The organism is Arthrobacter sp. zg-Y1219, assembly GCF_030125545.1.
In the GTDB taxonomy this organism is placed as follows: Bacteria; Actinomycetota; Actinomycetes; order Actinomycetales; family Micrococcaceae; genus Arthrobacter_B.
The window spans coordinates 120,590-138,027 of record NZ_JASKLY010000001.1; the positions used below are offsets into that span (position 1 = coordinate 120,590).

The 17,438-nt window shown below is 66.1% G+C and carries 14 protein-coding genes; 5 read left to right on the forward strand and 9 right to left on the reverse strand.

Features of this window, described 5'->3' with window-relative positions:
- Nucleotides 1-241: 241 nt before the first annotated feature.
- A complete protein-coding gene (locus QNO00_RS00570; protein ID WP_284023252.1) occupies nucleotides 242-2,440 on the forward strand; it encodes a transglycosylase domain-containing protein in 2,199 nt (732 codons plus the stop codon).
- A gap of 194 nt (nucleotides 2,441-2,634) precedes the next feature.
- Nucleotides 2,635-2,934 (forward strand): hypothetical protein, encoded by a 300-nt coding sequence (locus QNO00_RS00575; RefSeq protein WP_229965895.1) that lies wholly within the window; start codon nucleotides 2,635-2,637, stop codon nucleotides 2,932-2,934.
- On the opposite strand, the gene QNO00_RS00580 is transcribed toward QNO00_RS00575, so the two are convergent.
- The 5 genes from QNO00_RS00580 to QNO00_RS00600 form a co-directional block, all read right to left on the reverse strand.
- Nucleotides 2,900-4,384, reverse strand: coding sequence for an amidase (locus QNO00_RS00580; RefSeq protein ID WP_284023253.1), 1,485 nt, complete (start codon nucleotides 4,382-4,384; stop codon nucleotides 2,900-2,902). The genes QNO00_RS00575 and QNO00_RS00580 overlap by 35 nt on opposite strands.
- The gene (locus QNO00_RS00585) at nucleotides 4,381-5,706 is read right to left on the reverse strand and encodes a M20 family metallo-hydrolase (RefSeq protein ID WP_284023254.1); all 1,326 of its coding nucleotides are present in this window, start codon (nucleotides 5,704-5,706) and stop codon (nucleotides 4,381-4,383) included. Before QNO00_RS00585 ends, QNO00_RS00580 begins: the two co-directional genes overlap by 4 nt.
- Nucleotides 5,707-5,798: 92 nt before the next feature.
- A complete protein-coding gene (locus QNO00_RS00590; RefSeq protein ID WP_284023255.1) occupies nucleotides 5,799-7,151 on the reverse strand; it encodes an MFS transporter in 1,353 nt (450 codons plus the stop codon).
- A gap of 327 nt (nucleotides 7,152-7,478) precedes the next feature.
- Nucleotides 7,479-8,393, reverse strand: a complete 915-nt coding sequence (locus tag QNO00_RS00595) for a LysR family transcriptional regulator (RefSeq protein ID WP_284023256.1) — start codon at nucleotides 8,391-8,393, stop codon at nucleotides 7,479-7,481.
- 78 nt (nucleotides 8,394-8,471) lie between these two features.
- Nucleotides 8,472-10,163, reverse strand: coding sequence for a PucR family transcriptional regulator (locus tag QNO00_RS00600; protein ID WP_284023257.1), 1,692 nt, complete (start codon nucleotides 10,161-10,163; stop codon nucleotides 8,472-8,474).
- A 166-nt stretch (nucleotides 10,164-10,329) separates the two neighbouring features.
- Between QNO00_RS00600 and QNO00_RS00605 the strand changes: the two genes are divergently transcribed.
- Nucleotides 10,330-11,817, forward strand: coding sequence for a CoA-acylating methylmalonate-semialdehyde dehydrogenase (locus QNO00_RS00605; protein WP_284023258.1), 1,488 nt, complete (start codon nucleotides 10,330-10,332; stop codon nucleotides 11,815-11,817).
- A gap of 27 nt (nucleotides 11,818-11,844) precedes the next feature.
- The gene (locus QNO00_RS00610) at nucleotides 11,845-13,215 is read left to right on the forward strand and encodes an aspartate aminotransferase family protein (RefSeq protein WP_284023259.1); all 1,371 of its coding nucleotides are present in this window, start codon (nucleotides 11,845-11,847) and stop codon (nucleotides 13,213-13,215) included.
- 24 nt (nucleotides 13,216-13,239) lie between these two features.
- Here the strand turns inward: QNO00_RS00610 and QNO00_RS00615 are convergent, their stop codons facing one another.
- Nucleotides 13,240-13,644 carry a DUF302 domain-containing protein gene (locus tag QNO00_RS00615; RefSeq protein WP_229965887.1) on the reverse strand — a complete coding sequence of 135 codons (405 nt, stop codon included), beginning with the start codon at nucleotides 13,642-13,644 and terminating at the stop codon, nucleotides 13,240-13,242.
- Between the two features lie 239 nt (nucleotides 13,645-13,883).
- On the opposite strand from QNO00_RS00615, the gene QNO00_RS00620 reads away from it, so the two are divergent.
- Entirely contained in the window at nucleotides 13,884-14,150 is a 267-nt protein-coding gene (locus tag QNO00_RS00620; RefSeq protein ID WP_284023260.1) for a GlsB/YeaQ/YmgE family stress response membrane protein, read from the forward strand.
- Between the two features lie 109 nt (nucleotides 14,151-14,259).
- On the opposite strand, the gene QNO00_RS00625 is transcribed toward QNO00_RS00620, so the two are convergent.
- From QNO00_RS00625 to araA, 3 genes are all read right to left on the reverse strand, one after another.
- Nucleotides 14,260-14,505 carry a hypothetical protein gene (locus tag QNO00_RS00625; protein ID WP_284023261.1) on the reverse strand — a complete coding sequence of 82 codons (246 nt, stop codon included), beginning with the start codon at nucleotides 14,503-14,505 and terminating at the stop codon, nucleotides 14,260-14,262.
- Nucleotides 14,506-14,601: 96 nt separating this feature from the next.
- On the reverse strand, nucleotides 14,602-15,807 hold the full coding sequence (locus tag QNO00_RS00630) for an FAD-binding protein (protein WP_284023335.1): 1,206 nt from the start codon (nucleotides 15,805-15,807) through the stop codon (nucleotides 14,602-14,604).
- A 76-nt stretch (nucleotides 15,808-15,883) separates the two neighbouring features.
- A complete protein-coding gene (gene araA / locus QNO00_RS00635) occupies nucleotides 15,884-17,395 on the reverse strand; it encodes an L-arabinose isomerase (RefSeq protein WP_284023262.1) in 1,512 nt (503 codons plus the stop codon).
- Between the last annotated feature and the right edge of the window lie 43 nt (nucleotides 17,396-17,438).

Consider the following 17,438-nt stretch of genomic DNA (forward strand, 5'->3'; position numbering starts at 1 on the left):
GCGTACAGCGTATACCGAATGCCGCCGCAAGATCATGTCTGGGGATCCGCGCCGGACATTGGGCCGATCCTTCGCCGGAAGTGGCGGCCGGACGTGTGATCTTTTTCTCAAGGGGCGTGTCGGGAAGGGGCGGGCAAGCCCCGGGGAAACACCGGGCCGCGGCGGAATGCGGGGAAGGTTGTACTCTGCACGGCGGGGACCGTCAAGATCGGCCCACAGAAATGGGTTGTATCTTGTTCGAATGCGACAAAACAACTCCTCCATGCTGGCCAGACTCGGCACCTCCGGCCGGCTGGTGTTGTTTCTGGCCGTCAGCGTCCTCTGCGGTGCCCTCGTCGCCGGGATTTTCGTTCCCGCGACAGCGGTGGCAGCCTCCGGCGCCAACCAGATTTTCGACAGCCTCGAGGACCTGCCGGACGAGCTCGAAACCGGCCCGCTCGACGAGGGGTCCAAGATCTACTCGGCCGACGGAAAGCTGATCGCCACCTTCTACGCGGAAAACCGGATCCCGGTGACGCTGGACAAAATCTCCCCGTCGATGCAGGACGCAATCATCGCGATCGAGGATAACCGCTTTTACGAGCACGGGGGAGTGGACGCCAAAGGCATCGCCCGCGCCTTGGCCTCCAACATGACCAAGGACAGCACCCAGGGTGCCTCCACCTTGACGATGCAGTACGTCAACAACGTCCTGATCGACCAGGGCGTCGCCGAAGGCAAGAGCGCCGACGAGCTCACGGTCAGCGGAACCAAGAACATCACCGACAAGGTCCGTGAAGCCAAGCTGTCCCTCGCCGTCGAAAAGGAATTCTCCAAGGATGAAATCCTCGAGGGTTACCTGAATATTGTGCTGTTCAGCGGCCGTACCTACGGCGTCGAAGCGGCAGCGCAGACCTTCTTCGGCATTCCCTCCGCAAACCTGAACATCGCCCAGTCGGCAATGCTCGCCGGGATGGTCCAGTCGCCGAACAACTTCAACCCGATGACAAATCCCGAGGCAACGCGGGACCGCCGGGACGCTGTTCTGGCTGCCATGCTCCGCTACGACAAAATCACGCAGCAGGAACACGACGACGCCGTCGCCTCCGACCTGCAGCTCAACCCGCAGCCCGCGGCACGTTCCGGCTGCGTGGGAGCTGAAATGGCCGAATACTTCTGCAGCTATGTGCAACAGGTTGTGTTGGCCTCCGATGAGTTCGGGGTGGACGAAACGGCCCGCGCCAAGCTTCTGGCCCGCGGTGGCCTGACCATCACCACCACTCTGGATTCCCGGCTTCAGGAACAGGCCCAGGCGCAGATCGAGGCGCAGGTTCCGACCGGCGACCCCTCGGGTGCAGGTTCCGCGATGGTGTCCGTGGAGCCCGGAACGGGCAAGATCCTGGCCATGGCCCAGAACACGAACTACACGCCTGAAGAAGGCAGCGGAAACACGCAGCTGAACTTCAACGTCGACTCCGACATGGGCGGCACCGCGTACGGCTTCCAACCGGGATCCACGATGAAGCCCTTCACCACCGTTGCTTGGCTGGAGAACGGCGGCAGCATCGACGACGTCATCGATGCGTCCCGGACCAGCTACCCGGCCGGATACGACTGGTCCGCCAGCTGCCTGCCCGAAGACGCCTACTTTGACGAGTGGAAGTTCAAGAACGCCCAAGAGGGCTATGAACGCAGCATGACCGTGGGCGAGGGGCTGACCTGGTCCACCAACACGGCAACAGTGGCGCAGGCCTCCCAGCTCGACCTGTGCGACATCGGCGACGTCGCCACCCGCATGGGCGTGCACCGGGCGGTCGACGGCGAACCGCTGGAGGTCAACAATCCCTCCTTCGTCCTGGGCGGCCAGGAAGTGGCTCCCATGACCATGGCGGCTGCCTACGCAACGTTTGCCAGCGGGGGCGAGTACTGCGAACCCATCGCGCTGACGCAGGTATCCGATTCCCGGGGCAAGTCCTTTGAAGTACCCGAGGAACAGTGCACCCGTGCAATGTCCGAGGAGGTCGCCAAGGAGGTCTCGGAGCCGCTCCAGAAACTTGTGGAGAGCGGACCGGGCGCCATTTCACCGCTGGGTGTCCCCGCAGCGGCGAAAACCGGCACCACGGACATTTCCGAACAGACCTGGACCGTCGGCTACACCCAGGGCATCTCGACTGCTTCCTGGGTAGGCAACTGGACGTCCTACTCTTCGTTGAACGACCTGCCAATCAACGGCGTGGCGCGCAGCTACGTGGACGGCTCCACCATTGCCGGCGCGCAGTGGACCGAATACATGCGCTCCGTTGCGAGGCTGTATCCAACGGGCGAACTGACGGATCCTAACCGCAAGTCGGCTCCGGCTCCCGACGCCAAGCCGGAGAACGAACCGGCACCCGAAAAGGAACAGGACAACGCCGAGCCCTCACCGGCCGACGACGAACCCGGCGAAGCCGCCGACTCCTAAGCCGCGACTCCGGCCGGCGACCGGGACCAAGGCCGGCGGTCAAGGCCCGAAACACCGCTAAACCGCAGAATGCTCCGCAGTCCGTTTCAAGGGCTGCGGAGCATTCTGCGTGTGGTGCTTGTGCCTGCGGAAATCTCCCTGCACGCTGGATAACTCATACCCGCTGCTCGACACCGCCGGAGGATCCCATGCACATGAAAACCAAGCACCGTGGCTCCAAGCACCTGCACGGCCCGCATCATCTGCACGCCCAGCATCAGCACCATGGCTCCATGCACCTCCCCGTCCTGGACTTTCCCGGGCTTAGCGCCAGGCGGCTGGCGGTGGGCGCCTTCTCACTGGGCGCCCTCGCGATGGGAGCGGTGGCCGTGGGGGCGCTGGCGATCGGAAAGCTCAGCATCGGCCGTACCGACATCAAGGAACTTTACGTCGGCCGCCTGCAGGTGGACGAGCTGATCGTTACAGAACCTGCCGGCCCCGAGACAACGCTGTAGCGCCGACCGGCTCCGGGCGGTGGTTCCGCCAGGGCCGCAGCGCCTCCACCGCCGCACCGACGGTAAACACGGCGCCGTCATCAAAGGGATGGCCAACAATCTGGACGCCGGTGGGAATGCCGCAGTCGGCCATCCCGCTGGGAACGGCCAACACCGGGCACCGGTTCGCGATGTTGAAGACGCCGGTCATGTGGCCCTGCCAATAGTGCTCCAGGTGGAGGCCCTCTGCTGCGATGCCGTCCAGGTACATCCCGTCGGCGTCGAGCGAGGCCACGGCGGAAGCCGGACAGATCAGGGCGTCAAAGCCGGCCATGGCGGCGGCAAGCTCGCCTTGGATGCGGGTTTCCGCGGTGATGCCGTTCAAGAAGCTGCGGTCCGCCGCGGCTTGGCGCGCATCCGCCATGAAGCGCCGCGTGTAGTCGGCCAGCAGGTCAGTGGAGCCGGCGGTCTCCGCCTCCATGGCCGGCCCCAGCAGATAGCCGAAATGGGTGAACATGGTGCGGCTGATTTCCTCGGAGGTCCACGGCAGGGTTATCTCCTCCACCACGGCACCCGCGGCCTGCAGGGCGGCCGCCACGGCACGCGTATTGGCTTCCACATCGGCTGCCACCGGGTAGTTGCCCAGCCGGAGGCAGAGGGCGATGCGCATGCCGGCAACCGACTCCGCAGCCGCGCCTTCCGCCGGCAATTCGATCGGATCGCCGGACGCGAGCGAGGCATGGTCCCCGGCGTGCTGGCCAGCCATCACATTCGCCAGCAGCGCAGCGTCAGCGACGGTGCGGGCCATGGGGCCGTCGCCCCGGTAGAAGTCGGCGGAGAGCGGAGCGAGCCCGGGAATCCTGCCGTACGGCGCTTTGTAGCCGACCGTCCCAGTGAACGACGCCGGCAGCCGGGTGGAGCCGGCGATGTCCGAGGCAGTGGCCAACGGTGCAAACCCCGCAGCCAGGGCCGCGGCCGAGCCGCCCGAGGACCCGCCCGGCGAGAAGCGGGGGTTCCAGGGATTGCGGGTGACGCCCCACAGCGGACTGTGGGTGACGGTGGCGCAACTATACTCCGGAGTCGTCGTGCGCAGGTGGATGATGCCCCCGGCGCCGCGGATCCTGCCGATCACCGGGTGGTCGTCCTGCGCCACCTTGTTCCGATGGGCCACCAGTCCCTGCGAGAGGGTGCGGCCCCGCAGGCCGTGCTTTTCCTTCGCTGCCACCGGCAGCCCCAGCAGCGGAGTCAGGCCGTGCCCCGTTTGATACTTGGCAGCGGCTTCACGGGCGGCGGACATCGCTTCATCGAACAGGGTTTCGGTGACGGCATTGATCGCCCCGCCGGTACCGGAGGAGCCGTTGACCTCCTCCGTCCTGGCGATGACCGCCGAAAGCAGCTCGACCGGCGACAGCTCTTTGGCACGAAACAGGCGCAGCGCGGAGGACGCATCCAGGTAGTGCAGATCGGTCATGCCCGGACGGCTCCCGGCAGCGCGGCGGCATTCTCGGCGTCGGCTCCCGGCAGCGCGGAATTCACCGCGTCGGATGAGCCGGTGGCCGAGTTCGCCAGGGCGCCGGAGATCAGTTCGCGGGTGACACCGGTTAGCATGTCCAGGCCCAAGACCATGTCCTCGTCTGTGGTGAATTCACGTTCGCAGTGCGAGACGCCGTCCACGCTCGGGATGAACAGCATGACCGACGGCGCAACGGTGTTCATGGCGACGGAATCGTGGCCGGCCATGGTCTGGATCCGCCGCGAGGACAGTCCCAGCCCTGCCGCGACCTGCTCCGCCAGCTCGAGCCCTTCCTGCGGGAACCGGCGGATGGGGCGGATATCGAAGTCCTTGACGTTGACCTTGATGTCGTATTTGCGGGCCAGTGCATCGATGTCGCCGATCAGCTTGGCACGGGCCGCCTTCACGACCTCCGGGTCGCCGGAGCGCAGGTCGGCGATGAGATGCACCCTGCGGGCCACGACGATGGGGGAGTTGGGTTCCAGGGTCAGCTGGCCGACCGAGGAGACGAGGGCCTCGTCGGCGAACTCTTCGGTGACGTCGTGCACCATGAGGATGATTCGCGAGGCCGCCACCAGGGCGTCGTGCCGGTCCGCCATGGCTGTGGCGCCGGTGTGGGACTGTTCACCGAGCACTTCAATATCGAGTTTCTGCGTGTACCAGCTGCTGTCCACCACGCCGATGGAGATGCCTTCACGTTCCAGGATCCGGCCCTGTTCGATGTGGATCTCCGCATAACCGGCCGCTGCGGGCGCTTCCGCCGTGCCCAGGTACCCGATGCCTTCAAGTGCCTCGGAGACCGAGGTGCCCTGCAGGTCGGTCACAGCCAGCATCTGGTCGCGGGACAGCAGGCCGGCGTAAACCGAGCTGCCCATGATGCTCGGGGCGAAGCGGCCGCCCTCTTCGTTGAACCAGTTCACCACCGCCAGGTTGAACCGCGGCAGCTCGCCGCCGGCATCGACGTCGGCGCTGATTCGCCGGGCCGCGTGGAGCGCAGCAATGACACCGTAGGCTCCGTCGAAGCGGCCGCCCAGGGGCTGGCTGTCCAGATGGGACCCGATGATCACAAAGGGTGCGCCCGGGGTCCATTCGAGCAGCGCAAACATGTTGCCGATGCTGTCGACCCGGAGTTCCCAGCCGGCCTCCTGCACCCAGACAGCGAACCAGTCACGGGTCAGGGCGTCCTCCGCGGTGGCGGCCTGGCGGTCCACCCCGTTGTTGGGCGTGGCGCCGATGGCGGCGACGGCATGGAAGTCGGAGAGGAATGATGCTGACGTCATGGGAAGTCCTTTGGAAGTTGGGAGATGTGAAGTTGGGAGATGTGAAGTGTGGAGATCTGCGGCGCGCGCGGGGGCGCGCGGGGACGGCGGGATCAGCCCATCCGGCCGCGGGTTTCGGGAACCTTGGTGAAGACGATCAGGAGGAAGACGACGGCGGCCGCGGCAGCCATGTAGAAACCCGGTGCATGCGCTACTCCGGTGCCTCCGACGAGGGCCGTGCCGATGAACGGAGCCGTGCCGCCGAAGATCGCGTAGGCACCGTTGTAACTGATTGCCGCCGACGTGAACCGGGTCCGGGTCGTGAAGATCTCCACAAAGAACGTGTAGCAGCCGCCGCCGTAGATGCAGAGGGCCACCACAAAGAGGGACTGCCCGGCAAGGGCCAGCGGCAGGCTGCCGCTGGTGACCAGCATGAAGCTGGGCACCGAGAGTGCCGCCAGCGCCGCGGAGCCGGCGATGAGCATCGGCTTGCGGCCAACGCGGTCGCCGATCCGCCCGCCGACCGGCAGCAGGAGGGCGTAGAGCGCCAGGGCGGCGGCGTTGACCATCAGGGACTGCTCGCGGCTGAGCTGGCCGGCGGTTTGAACGTAGGAGACAAAGTAGGCGGACAGGAAGTAGAAACCCATCGCCGTCAGGCCCATCACGAAGATCACCTGGACCATGCGGAGCTTGTTCTCGCGCAGTGCTTCCTGCACCGGGCTGAATTCCTTGGGCTGGGCCGCTTTGGCGTCCTTGAAGGCTTCGCTTTCCACGGTGCGGCTGCGGATCCAGACGCCGAACATGGCCAGCGGAAGCGCGAGCAGGAACGGCAGGCGCCACCCCCAGGACTCAAAGGATTCGTCGGTCATGGACTGGCTGAGGATGAGGATCATTGTTCCGGCCACCACGGAGGGAAGAGCGGTGGCGGCGATGGTGATGTTGAGCCAGAAGCCGCGTTTGTTAACGGGCGCGTGTTCGAAGACAAACGACGGCGCCCCCACGGATTCTCCGCCGGCGGAGAAGCCCTGGATCAGCCGGCACAGGACCAGCAGCGCCGGCGCCCAGGCGCCGATCTGCGCGTAGGTGGGAAGCATGCCCATCAGGGCAGTTGCTCCGCCGATGGCGATCAGCGTGATGCTCAGGACCCTGCGCCGCCCAGTGCGGTCTCCCAGGACACCGAAGAAGAGGCCGCCGAGCGGGCGGACCACAAAGGCGACGCCGAAGGTGGCGAACGTGGCGAGCATCGCGGCGATGGGGTTGCTGCCGGGGAAGAACAGCTGCGACAGGGTGACGGCGGTGAGGCCGTAGAGGGTGAAGTCGTAGAACTCGATGAACTGTCCGATGCTTCCGCCGAGCAGGACCCGCTTCTGCATCCTGGTGGTTCCCGGCGCCGGGACCTGTGTGGCCGGAGCTGTACCGATCGTCCCCGATCCCGGCTGTTCCGCTGTGCTGTCGTGGATTGTCATGAGAGCAACGCTAGGGGGATCGTGTTTCCGTAAACGCGGGCAGTGTTACGGGGCGGAAAAAGAAAATCCGGCCTCATTACAGCTTTATTGCGGGCATCCCGAAGTCCGGAAACTTCCCGGACTTGCGACTCTGGCGTCGGGACCATCGATTCTCCCTTGATTAAGCGGCCTGGAGCCGGACAAGCCGACAAAAGGCCTGACCAGCGGGCACTGATCTTCCGGATTCAGCACCACAGCATCAACTGTGGTGATGCCGCTCACAGTTGTCCAATCGGTTGTTTAGGGTAAAGCAATCGATTTAGCCAATGGCTCGGCGTGCGGGTCGGTTTACTGCCCGGATGCGCCGTAAAGCCGGAGGCAGGTTTCTTCAAAGGCCAGGGTGCGGCGGGTTGGCTGCACGCCGTCGGAACGGACCAGCATTACTTCGATGGGCGGGAAGTCATCGGTCAGGGTGAGCACCGCCACCTGGCCGCCGGAATAGGTCAGGTCACTGTGCAGCCGCTGGTTCAGCACAGCGTAGCCGTGTCCCTTGGCCACGAATGACCGGACGGTTTCATATCCGGCGAAGCGGTGCCGGACGTTGGGCACCAGTCCGGCAAGGGTGTAGAGCTGCTCGTAGTATTCCCTGCTGTGGGGGAGGTCAAGCACCACCGACGGCTCACCGGCCAATTCCCGGAGGGCGACGCTCCGCTCCGGCCGGGCGGCGGCGGGATGTCCCGCGTGGACCAGCACATGCGGCGGCACACGCTCCAGCACCCTGGTGGTGAAGCCGGGACCCAGGCCGAGGCCGTAGGTCAGCGCAACGTCGCACTGTCCTTCCCGCAGGGCGGTCTGCAGCCCGGCCAGGTCCGCTTCCAGAATCGAGACAGCCACTCCGGGATGCTGGCGCTCAAAGGACTGGAGGATGGCCGGAAGCCGAAAAGGAGCCAGCGGTGAGAACACCCCAACCTTCAGTTCACCGACAACGCTGGCGGCAAGTCCCCGGGCCGACTCATAGAGCGAGTCGGCGTGTTCCAGGAAGACCCCGACATCCCCGGCCAGTTGCCGGCCGGCCGGTGTCAGCCGCAGGCCCCGCGCCAGACGCACAAACAGCTGGGTGGCGAGGCTGGCTTCGAGCTGGGTTATGGCTGTGGACAGGGCGGACTGCGTGATGCGCAGACGCTCGGCGGCCGCCGTCATGTTTTCCACCTCCGCCACCACGGCGAAATACCTCAGCTGGGTCAGTGTGAAGGGTTTCGGCACGGCTCAGCGCTCGCATTCTGTTGGGTGGTTCCAGGCGGTGTTGGGTGGTACCAGACAGTGTTGGGTGGTTCCAGACAGTCACAGGGCACGCAGCCGGTACACGAGCAAGGCGACGTGCAGCGACGTCCGGGACTCGGCGTCGTCCAGGTCCACTGAGAGCAGTTCCTCCAGCCGGCTGAGCCGGGCGTATAGCGTCGGCCGACTGAGGTAACTGCTCCGGGCCAGTGCGGTCTTGTTGCCGCCGGACTCCAGAAACTGCCCGAGCATCTCCAGATAGCCGTGCTCGCCCCGGGCCTCGGCCTGCAGGACCCCGTGCAGTTCGGACTCGACGAACTGCTGAACACGCGGGTCCTTGCGGAGCAGGGCCAGGAGCCCCCGCAGCCGGATATCCGTGGCCCGATGGAAAAGCCGGTCCTGTCCGGGCAGCGTCGCAGCGGTTTCAGCGACGTGCGCCGCTTCATCGATGCCTGCCGCAGCTTCCAGCAGGGAGGCCTGCAGGCGTCCGACGCCAATGGTCCAGTGCCCGACGCCGATGGTCCAGTGTCCTGCGGCCGGAGGCTCCGGCCCGTCCTCCGCCGCCAGGGCCAGTGCGCTGGCGAGCGCGGTCAGCACCTCGTCCTCCAGCTGCTGCGAGGAAAGGGCCAGCAGCATGCCCACGGAGCCGGACCGGATGACGGCACTGATGGCAGTGCAGGGAAGGGTCTTGAGAACGCGGGCGAGCTGCTCAAGCAGGGCACGTTCCTCCTGCTGCCCGGCTAGCGGGTCGCCGGACGGTTTTCCTGACGTCGGCGCGGCACCCTGAAAACCGGACGGTGAGCCGCTGCGGAAGACAACCGGAAGGTAGAAGGGCGAGCGCCGCAGGCCCAGCGCAGCAGCCCGGGTCTGGGCCTCGCCCTCACCCAGGCCGCGGGGTTGACGCAGTGCATTCAGGAGCCCGGCCTGTGCCTGCTGGTTCAGGTCATGCCGGTCCCGTTCCGCGAGCCGGTTGATGGCCAGGGTCTGGGCGGCGCGTTCGAGCACCATGGCGGCCGCGTCGTCGTCGTCCAGCGGCACCGGAACCACCAACCGCCCCCATACCTGGCCCCGCACGCCCACCGGAGTCTGAAGCCAGGCGCCGTCGCCCGTCCGGGACGTTTCGGCCGCGGAATGCGTGGTCCGCGACCGGCGTTCCCAGTCTTCCAGCAGCACCGCGGTCTCCAGCTGCCGGGCCGCATACGCGAGGACCAGGTGCGAGAGGTCCTCCAGCACCACCGGAGCGCCAATCATGGCCGCGGCCTGCTCCACCACCTGCTGCGTTCCCGCGCTTTCCAAGCTGAGCAGCGTGAACGCTTCATGCACGGCGCGGGCACGCTCCACCCGGCTCAGCTGCTCGGCCACGATGAGCCGGTGCACAATTTCGGTGATCTGGACAAAACGCACCCGGTGCCGGACGACGACGACGGGCAGGTCCGCGGTCAACGCCGCCAGGTGCAGGGCATCCAGGCTGCGCTGCCGGTCGCCAACGGCCTCCATGATGAGGCCGGATGCCCCGGCATCCTGCAGCGACCGCAGAAACGAGGCGGTGCGGCCGGGATCCTTCTCCAGTTCCAGGCCCGTGGTGAGCACCAGCTCTCCGCCGGACAGCAGCCCGGAGACATCAAGGACCTCGCTGACATGGACCCAGCGCACCGGATTCTCCAGGGCGGTGTTTTCCGGGCCCGGTCCGAGGATTTGCGGCGCGGCGTCGCGCAGGATGGGCAGGTCCAGAACGGACCGAACTGTGGGCAGCATTTACACAGGGTAAAGGAGGAAGGGAGGAGGCTTACACATCGTTACTTTTGCCGACCCGCGGGAACCGCAAGACTGGACGAAACGCTCGCACAGCTGATTGACCGTCATCAGCACCGGCCGTCAACCACCTCCGGTCACCGGCAACGACCCCTTCTCAAGGAGAACCTTGAACAGCATCAAGCACTGGATCAACGGCAGCTACGTTCCGGCCGGGTCGAACACGGCGCCGGTCACCAATCCGGCCACGGGCAAGGTCACCGGCCAGGTGTCCCTGGCCACCCGCGAAGAAGGCGCTGCAGCTGTTGCCGCGGCTGCGGCAGCCTTTCCCGGCTGGCGGGACACCTCCCTGGCCCGGCGGACGCAGATCCTCTTCGCCTTCCGCGAGCTCCTCAACGCCCGCAAGGGCGAGCTGGCCGCCATCCTGACGGCCGAACACGGCAAGGTGCTCAACGACGCCCTGGGTGAAGTGAGCCGCGGCCAGGAAGTGGTGGAATTTGCCTGCGGCATCCCGCACCTGCTGAAGGGCAGTTTCACCGAAAACGCTTCCACCAGTGTGGACGTGCATTCCGTTCGCCAGGCGCTGGGACCGGTTGCGATCATCAGTCCCTTCAACTTCCCGGCCATGGTTCCCATGTGGTTCTTCCCCATTGCCCTGGCCGCCGGCAACACAGTGGTCCTGAAACCGAGCGAAAAGGACCCGAGCGCAGCCAATTGGCTGGCCGAGCTGTGGAAGGAAGCCGGACTGCCGGACGGCGTCTTCAACGTCCTGCACGGCGACAAGGTGGCGGTGGACACGCTCCTTACCCACCCGGACATCAAGGCCGTTTCCTTCGTCGGCTCGACGCCGATTGCCAAGTACGTGTATGAGACGGCAACAGCCAACGACAAGCGGGTCCAGGCACTGGGCGGCGCCAAGAACCACATGATCGTCCTGCCCGACGCCGATCTGGACCTCGCCGCCGACGCGGCCGTCAACGCTGGCTTCGGCTCCGCCGGCGAGCGCTGCATGGCCATCTCGGCGCTGCTCGCGGTGGGAAACATCGCCGATGAGCTGGTGGCCAAGATCGCCGAGCGCACCAGGGAACTCCGCACCGGGGACGGCAGCCGCAACTGCGACATGGGGCCCCTGGTGACGGCGGCCCACCGGGACAAGGTGGCGGGTTACGTCGACGCCGGCGAGGCAGCCGGCGCCACCCTCGTAGTGGACGGCCGCACCGTCACTCCGGACGCCGAGGGCGACGGTTTCTTCGTTGGCCCCACGCTGTTCGACAACGTCGCACCGGAGATGTCGATCTACCGGGACGAGATCTTCGGACCGGTCCTGTCGGTGGTCCGCGTGGACAGCTATGAGCAGGCGCTGCACCTGATCAACACCAACCCGTACGGCAACGGCACCGCGATTTTCACCAACGACGGCGGAGCGGCCCGCCGGTTCGAGAACGAGGTGGAGGTGGGCATGGTCGGCATCAATGTCCCGGTCCCCGTTCCCATGGCCTACTATTCCTTCGGTGGGTGGAAGAACTCACTTTTCGGCGACACCCATGCCCACGGAACCGAAGGCGTTGGCTTCTTCACCCGGGGCAAGGTGGTCACCACCCGTTGGCTGGATCCGAGCCACGGCGGAATCAACCTCGGCTTCCCGCAGAACGCCTGACCCGGCCGCACCTGAAAGGTACTGGATATGACTTCCACGATCGACGGCGGAGCTCCGCCGCTGCTGGACGCTGAAGGCGCACGCCGCGCCTACGAGCTGGACCGCAAGCATGTCTTCCACTCCTGGTCCGCGCAGGACCTGCTGGATCCCATGGTCATCAGTGCGGCCTCCGGATCCCACGTGTGGGACGGGGACGGCAAGAAGTACCTGGACTTCTCTTCCCAGCTGGTGAACACCAACATCGGCCACCAGCATCCCGCCGTCGTGTCCGCGATCGCCGCCCAGGCGGCGAAGCTGTGCACCATTGCGCCCAGCTACGTCAATGACGCGCGTTCCGAGGCGGCCCGGCTCATCGCGGAGCGGACGCCGGGGGAGCTGGACCGGATCTTCTTCACCAACGGCGGCGCCGACGCCAATGAGCACGCCGTACGGATGGCGCGCCTGCACACCGGACGCCAGAAGGTGCTGTCGGCGTACCGCTCCTATCACGGCGGCACCCAGCTCGCGGTGAACCTCACCGGCGACCCCCGGCGCTGGTCGAACGACTCCGCCAGCACCGGCACCGTGCACTTCTTTCCGCCGTACCTGTACCGCACGGCGTTCCATTCCACCACCGAGTCAGAAGAAAGCTCCCGCGCCCTGGAGCACCTGGAACAGCTGATTGCCTACGAGGGGCCGGCAACCATTGCCGCGATCATCCTGGAATCCATCCCCGGCACCGCAGGCATCTACCTGCCGCCGCCCGGCTACCTGCAGGGAGTGCGCGAGCTCTGCAACCGGTACGGCATTGTGCTCATCGCCGATGAGGTCATGTCCGGGTTCGGCCGCACCGGCAAGTGGTTCGCCGTCGAGCACTTTGATGTGGTGCCGGACCTGCTGACCTTCGCCAAGGGAGTCAACTCCGGCTACGTCCCCATGGGCGGAGTCGCCATCAGTCCCGAGATCGCGGCGACCTTCGGCACCCGGGTCTATCCCGGCGGGCTCACCTATTCCGGGCATCCGCTGGCCGCTGCGGCCGCCGTGGCGACCATCAACGCCATGGAGGACGAGGGCATGGTGGAGCATGCGGCGGAACTGGGCCGCAGTGTCATCGGCCCGGCGCTGGCGGGCTTCGCCGAGCGTCACGCATCAGTCGGCGAGGTGCGCGGAACCGGCGTGTTCTGGGCCATCGAACTGGTGCGGGACCGGGCCACCCGCGAACCGCTGGCACCGTACGGCGGTTCCAGCGGGGAAATGAACCAGCTGCTGGCCGCCTGCAAGTCCCGCGGGCTGCTGCCGTTCGCGAACTTCAACCGCATCCACGTGGTTCCGCCGTGCAACACCAGCGTGGCCGACACGGAAACCGGGCTGGGCATCCTGGACGAAGTGCTGGAGATCGCCGACGGCCTGGTCGGCTAGCGGGGTTCGGTGTGCGGGGTTCGGCTAGGTTTTCACCTGCTTGATGATGTTCCGTATCGCGTTCTCCAGGGCTTGGGACGTCTGAGCGGCGGCGTCGCGCAGTTCGGGACCGCAGAGGCGGATCAGGGAATCCGGGGCCAGGTGGTGGACCCGGGTTACCTGGGCCTGCGGATCCTGCCGGACCACGACGTTGAGGGGCAGTACGACGCCGGCGTCCCGAATCATTTCGACGGCACCTCGGGCCAGGGCGGTGTGAAGCACGCCGAGGACCTGGTAGTTTCCCAGCTGCTTGGGTGCATCCTGGCCGAGTGCCGCGGCCAGGTCCGAATCACTGATGATGGTGAAGCCATGATGGGCCAGGGATCCCTTCGTGAGGCGCAGGGCCTCCTTGAAGGGTGCGCGTATTTCGATGCTCAGGGTGTTTTCCACGGTGCCACCTTCCGGTTTGGTGCCCGCATCCTGCGCCGGGCTGCCTCTCCTGCCAGAATAGGTGGGGACGGACGGAGGGTGAAGGGCTCGGGGCCGGGCGGCCCCTCCGGGGTCCGGGTCAGGCATTCCCCTAAACGAAGTGGGCCGGAAGCCGGCGTCCACCTTAGGATAGTCAGGATGCTTATCACTTTGGGCGGTTCCCGCAACGGGAGTGCAGCCCTCTTCAGAAGGAGATCACCATGATCGGATTCATCGTCGCAGGACTCGTTATTGGCGCCCTGGCCCGCCTGGTCAAGCCCGGAAAGCAGAACCTGAGCCTGCTGACCACGTTGATCCTCGGTCTGGTGGGATCAGTCATCGGCGGCGTGATCGCGAATCTGCTGGGCACCGGGGACATCTTCGAGCTCAACATCCTCGGGTTCATCGTTGCCGTGGTAGCGGCCGTCCTGCTGATTGGCGTGGCCGAGTCCGTGGCCGGCCGCGGCAAGGGACAGGTTCGCCGCTGACGCAAAGCCGGCGGAAGTGCCGGCGTTCGAACCAGCAGTGTTGGAGCCGCGGGTACAGTCCCGCGGCTCCTTCGCATTTAACCGCGTTTAACCCGGCCGTTCCGCGGCTTCAGGGTTTCTTGAGAGGAGGAGCCGGGCGCCCGGTATTCTCCAGTTCGAGGTCAAACAGCTTCCGTTCCATCGAGTCGAGCCGGCGCTGGAGGGCCCGGTTCGCGTCCAGGCTCTGCTGCAGTTCGCGCGATGCGGCAACCGCCGGGGCCCGCTTGCTCTTGAGCACCATCCGAACAGTCTCGGTGAGCCCGAAGACAGCGATTCCGGCCAGAGGTATGAGTCCGTACCAGGGGATGTAGTCCATGGGGTGATCCTAGGCGGGAAGCCGGCCAAAAGCACGAGATGTGCCCGGCGTTTTCCCGGCGGTTGCCGGACACCGGAGGGTGCACTCAATCTTTGGTTAGCCGAGGACGTGCCGGGCCAGAAATGCGTTGCGGAACTTGCCCTCCGGATCCATGTTGTGAGCCAGGTTCCGAAAGTCGGCAAAGCGCGGATACAGCTCCTGCAGCTGGGCTTGCTCCAGGGCGAACAGTTTGCCCCAGTGCGGCCGCGTCCGCAGCGGAGCAAGGACGGCTTCCATGTGCGGAAGCAGCTCCTCGACGTCGGCCTGGCGCGGTTTCCAGGTGAAGTGGAAAGCCACCGTCTCCTGCCCGTAGCTGTTGCTCAGCCACAGGTCGTCACGGGCCATCGTCCGGATTTCGCAGACCTGGAGCAGGGGAGCGATCTTGGCCGACAAACCGCGCAGGACCCGGATGGCTTCAACGGCGGAGCTTCGCGGCACAAGGTACTCGCTTTGCAGCTCATCCCCGTTGCTGGGCGTGAAGGCCAGCCGGAAATGCGCCAGCCGGTCCGACCAGGAACCGGGAACGCCCATCTGCTGTGAGCAGTTCACTGCGCTGATGCCCGGCAGCGGGTGCATCGGTTCTTCGGCAGCGGTTCCACCAAAAAACTCAGCGGCACCGGCGTAGGGCAGGTCCGTGTCGGTCCGGCTCTTGAGCCACACCTGGGATGCGGCCGGGCCGCTGAGCGAACTGAAGATGCTGACGCTGTACGCGGCGGACGTCACTGCGTCGAAGTTCTCCTCCACTGATGCCCACGGAACGTTCGTGAACACGTCCTGGCGCACTTCGTATGCCGGTTCAATGTCCAGGGTGATGCCGGTGAAGATGCCCAGGGCGCCGAGGGAGACCACCATGCCGTTGAAGTCGGGCGAGGAGCGGTCCGCCCGGACCAGGCTGCCGTCCGCCGTCACCAGCTCCAGCGCCGCCACGGCGGTGGCCAGGTTTCCGTTGCCGTTGCCGGAACCGTGGGTGGCGGTGGCGACGGCGCCGGCCACCGAAATGTGCGGCAGCGAGGCAAGGTTGTGCAGCGCGTACCCGTGCCGCACCAGGAAGGCGGCCAGGTCCCCGTAGCGGGTGCCTGCGCTCACCGTGACTGTGCGGGCCTGCTCATCGAGGACCGGCAGGCCTTCGAACTTGTCCAGGTTCACCATGATGCCGGAGCTGTCGGCGATCCCGTTGAAGGAGTGCCTGGTGCCCACGGGACGGACGGCCGACGCCGCGGCAACCAGGACGCGCAGCTCGTCAACACTGGCAGGCTGGGCCATTTCCGCCGCGGAGTACCGCAGGTTTCCGGCCCAGTTGTATTCCTCAAGCACAGCAGCGCCTCTCAGTAGTCCCAGGTCAGAATCCCTGTGCCAGCCGATAGTACGCCGAGTTCAGCTTCAGTTCATTGACGAAGGACTTGGTGGTGGTGGTTTCGTCGATCAGGGCCAGTTCCACCCCGGCGATCTGCGCAAAATCCTCCCACACCTCCCGGCCCAGCGCGGTGGACATCACCGTGTGGTGCGCACCGCCGGCGGAGAGCCAGCATTCCGCCGAGGTTTCCAGATCCGGGGCAGGCTTCCAGACAGCGCGGGCCACGGGGAGATTGGGCAGGTCCTGTTCGGGAACCACGTTCTCCACCAGGTTGGCAGTGAGCCGGAACCGTTCACGCATGTCGGCGAGGGAGACGACGACGGCGGGGCCCGGGTCCGCGGTGAACACCAGACGCACCGGGTCATCCTTGCCGCCGATGCCCAGCGGATGGATCTCCAGCGCGGGCTTGGAGGTGGTGAGCGAGGGACAGACTTCGAGCATGTGAGCGCCGAGGATGACTTCGCTGCCGGGGACCAAGTTGTAGGTGTAGTCCTCCATCAGGGACGCCCCGCCGGGCAGGCCCTCACCCATCACCTTGGCGATGCGGACCAGGACGGCGGTCTTCCAGTCGCCCTCGGCGCCGAACCCGTAACCGTCGGCCATCAGCCGCTGCACGGCCAGGCCGGGCAGCTGCTGCAGGCCGCCCAGGTCCTCGAAGTTGGTGGTGAAGGCGCCGAAGTTCCCGGCTTCCAGGAAGGAGCGCAGGCCCAGTTCCTGCCGGGCGCCGTAGCGCAGGGACTTGTGGCGGCCGCCGTCGCGCCTCAGTTCGGGAACGACGTCGTACAGCTCTTCATACTCGGCGACCAGTGCGTCCACTGCCTCCTCGCTGACTGCGTCCACGGCGTCGGTCAGCTCGTTCACCGACCAGGTGTTGACGGAGACCCCGAACTTCACCTCGGCCTCGGTCTTGTCACCCTCGGTGACGGCCACGTTGCGCATGTTGTCGCCGAAGCGTGCGAGCTTCAGGCTGCTGATCTCAAACCAGCCGGCTGCGGCGCGCGCCCAGGAATCGATCTTGGCCTGGACGCGGGGGCTGGAGACGTGCCCGACGACGGTCTTGCGGCTGATGCCTAGGCGGGACTGCATGTAGGCGAACTCCCGGTCGCCGTGCGCGGCCTGGTTCAGGTTCATGAAATCCATGTCGATGTCCGCCCACGGCAGCTCGACGTTGTGCTGGGTGTGCAGGTGCAGCAGCGGGCGCTGCAGCTTGGTCAGGCCGCGGATCCACATTTTGGCCGGTGAGAAGGTGTGCATCCAGGCAATCAGGCCGATGCAGGCCTCCGAGGAGTTGGCGGCCTGGATGGTCTCCAGGATTGCGTCGGAGTCCTTCAGGACCGGCTTGAAGACAATGCGGTACGGGATGGCGTCGGCGTCGTCGAGCTGGCGGGCGATGTCGCTGGCCTGCTCCCGGACCTGGGCCAGGGTGTCTTCGCCGTAGAGTCCCTGGCTGCCGGTGAGGAACCAGATTTCGCGGGTGGGGGTGGTGCTGATGGTCATGGAATCGTCCTTTGGAAACGGGCCTGGCGGGGGGCAGGGGAAC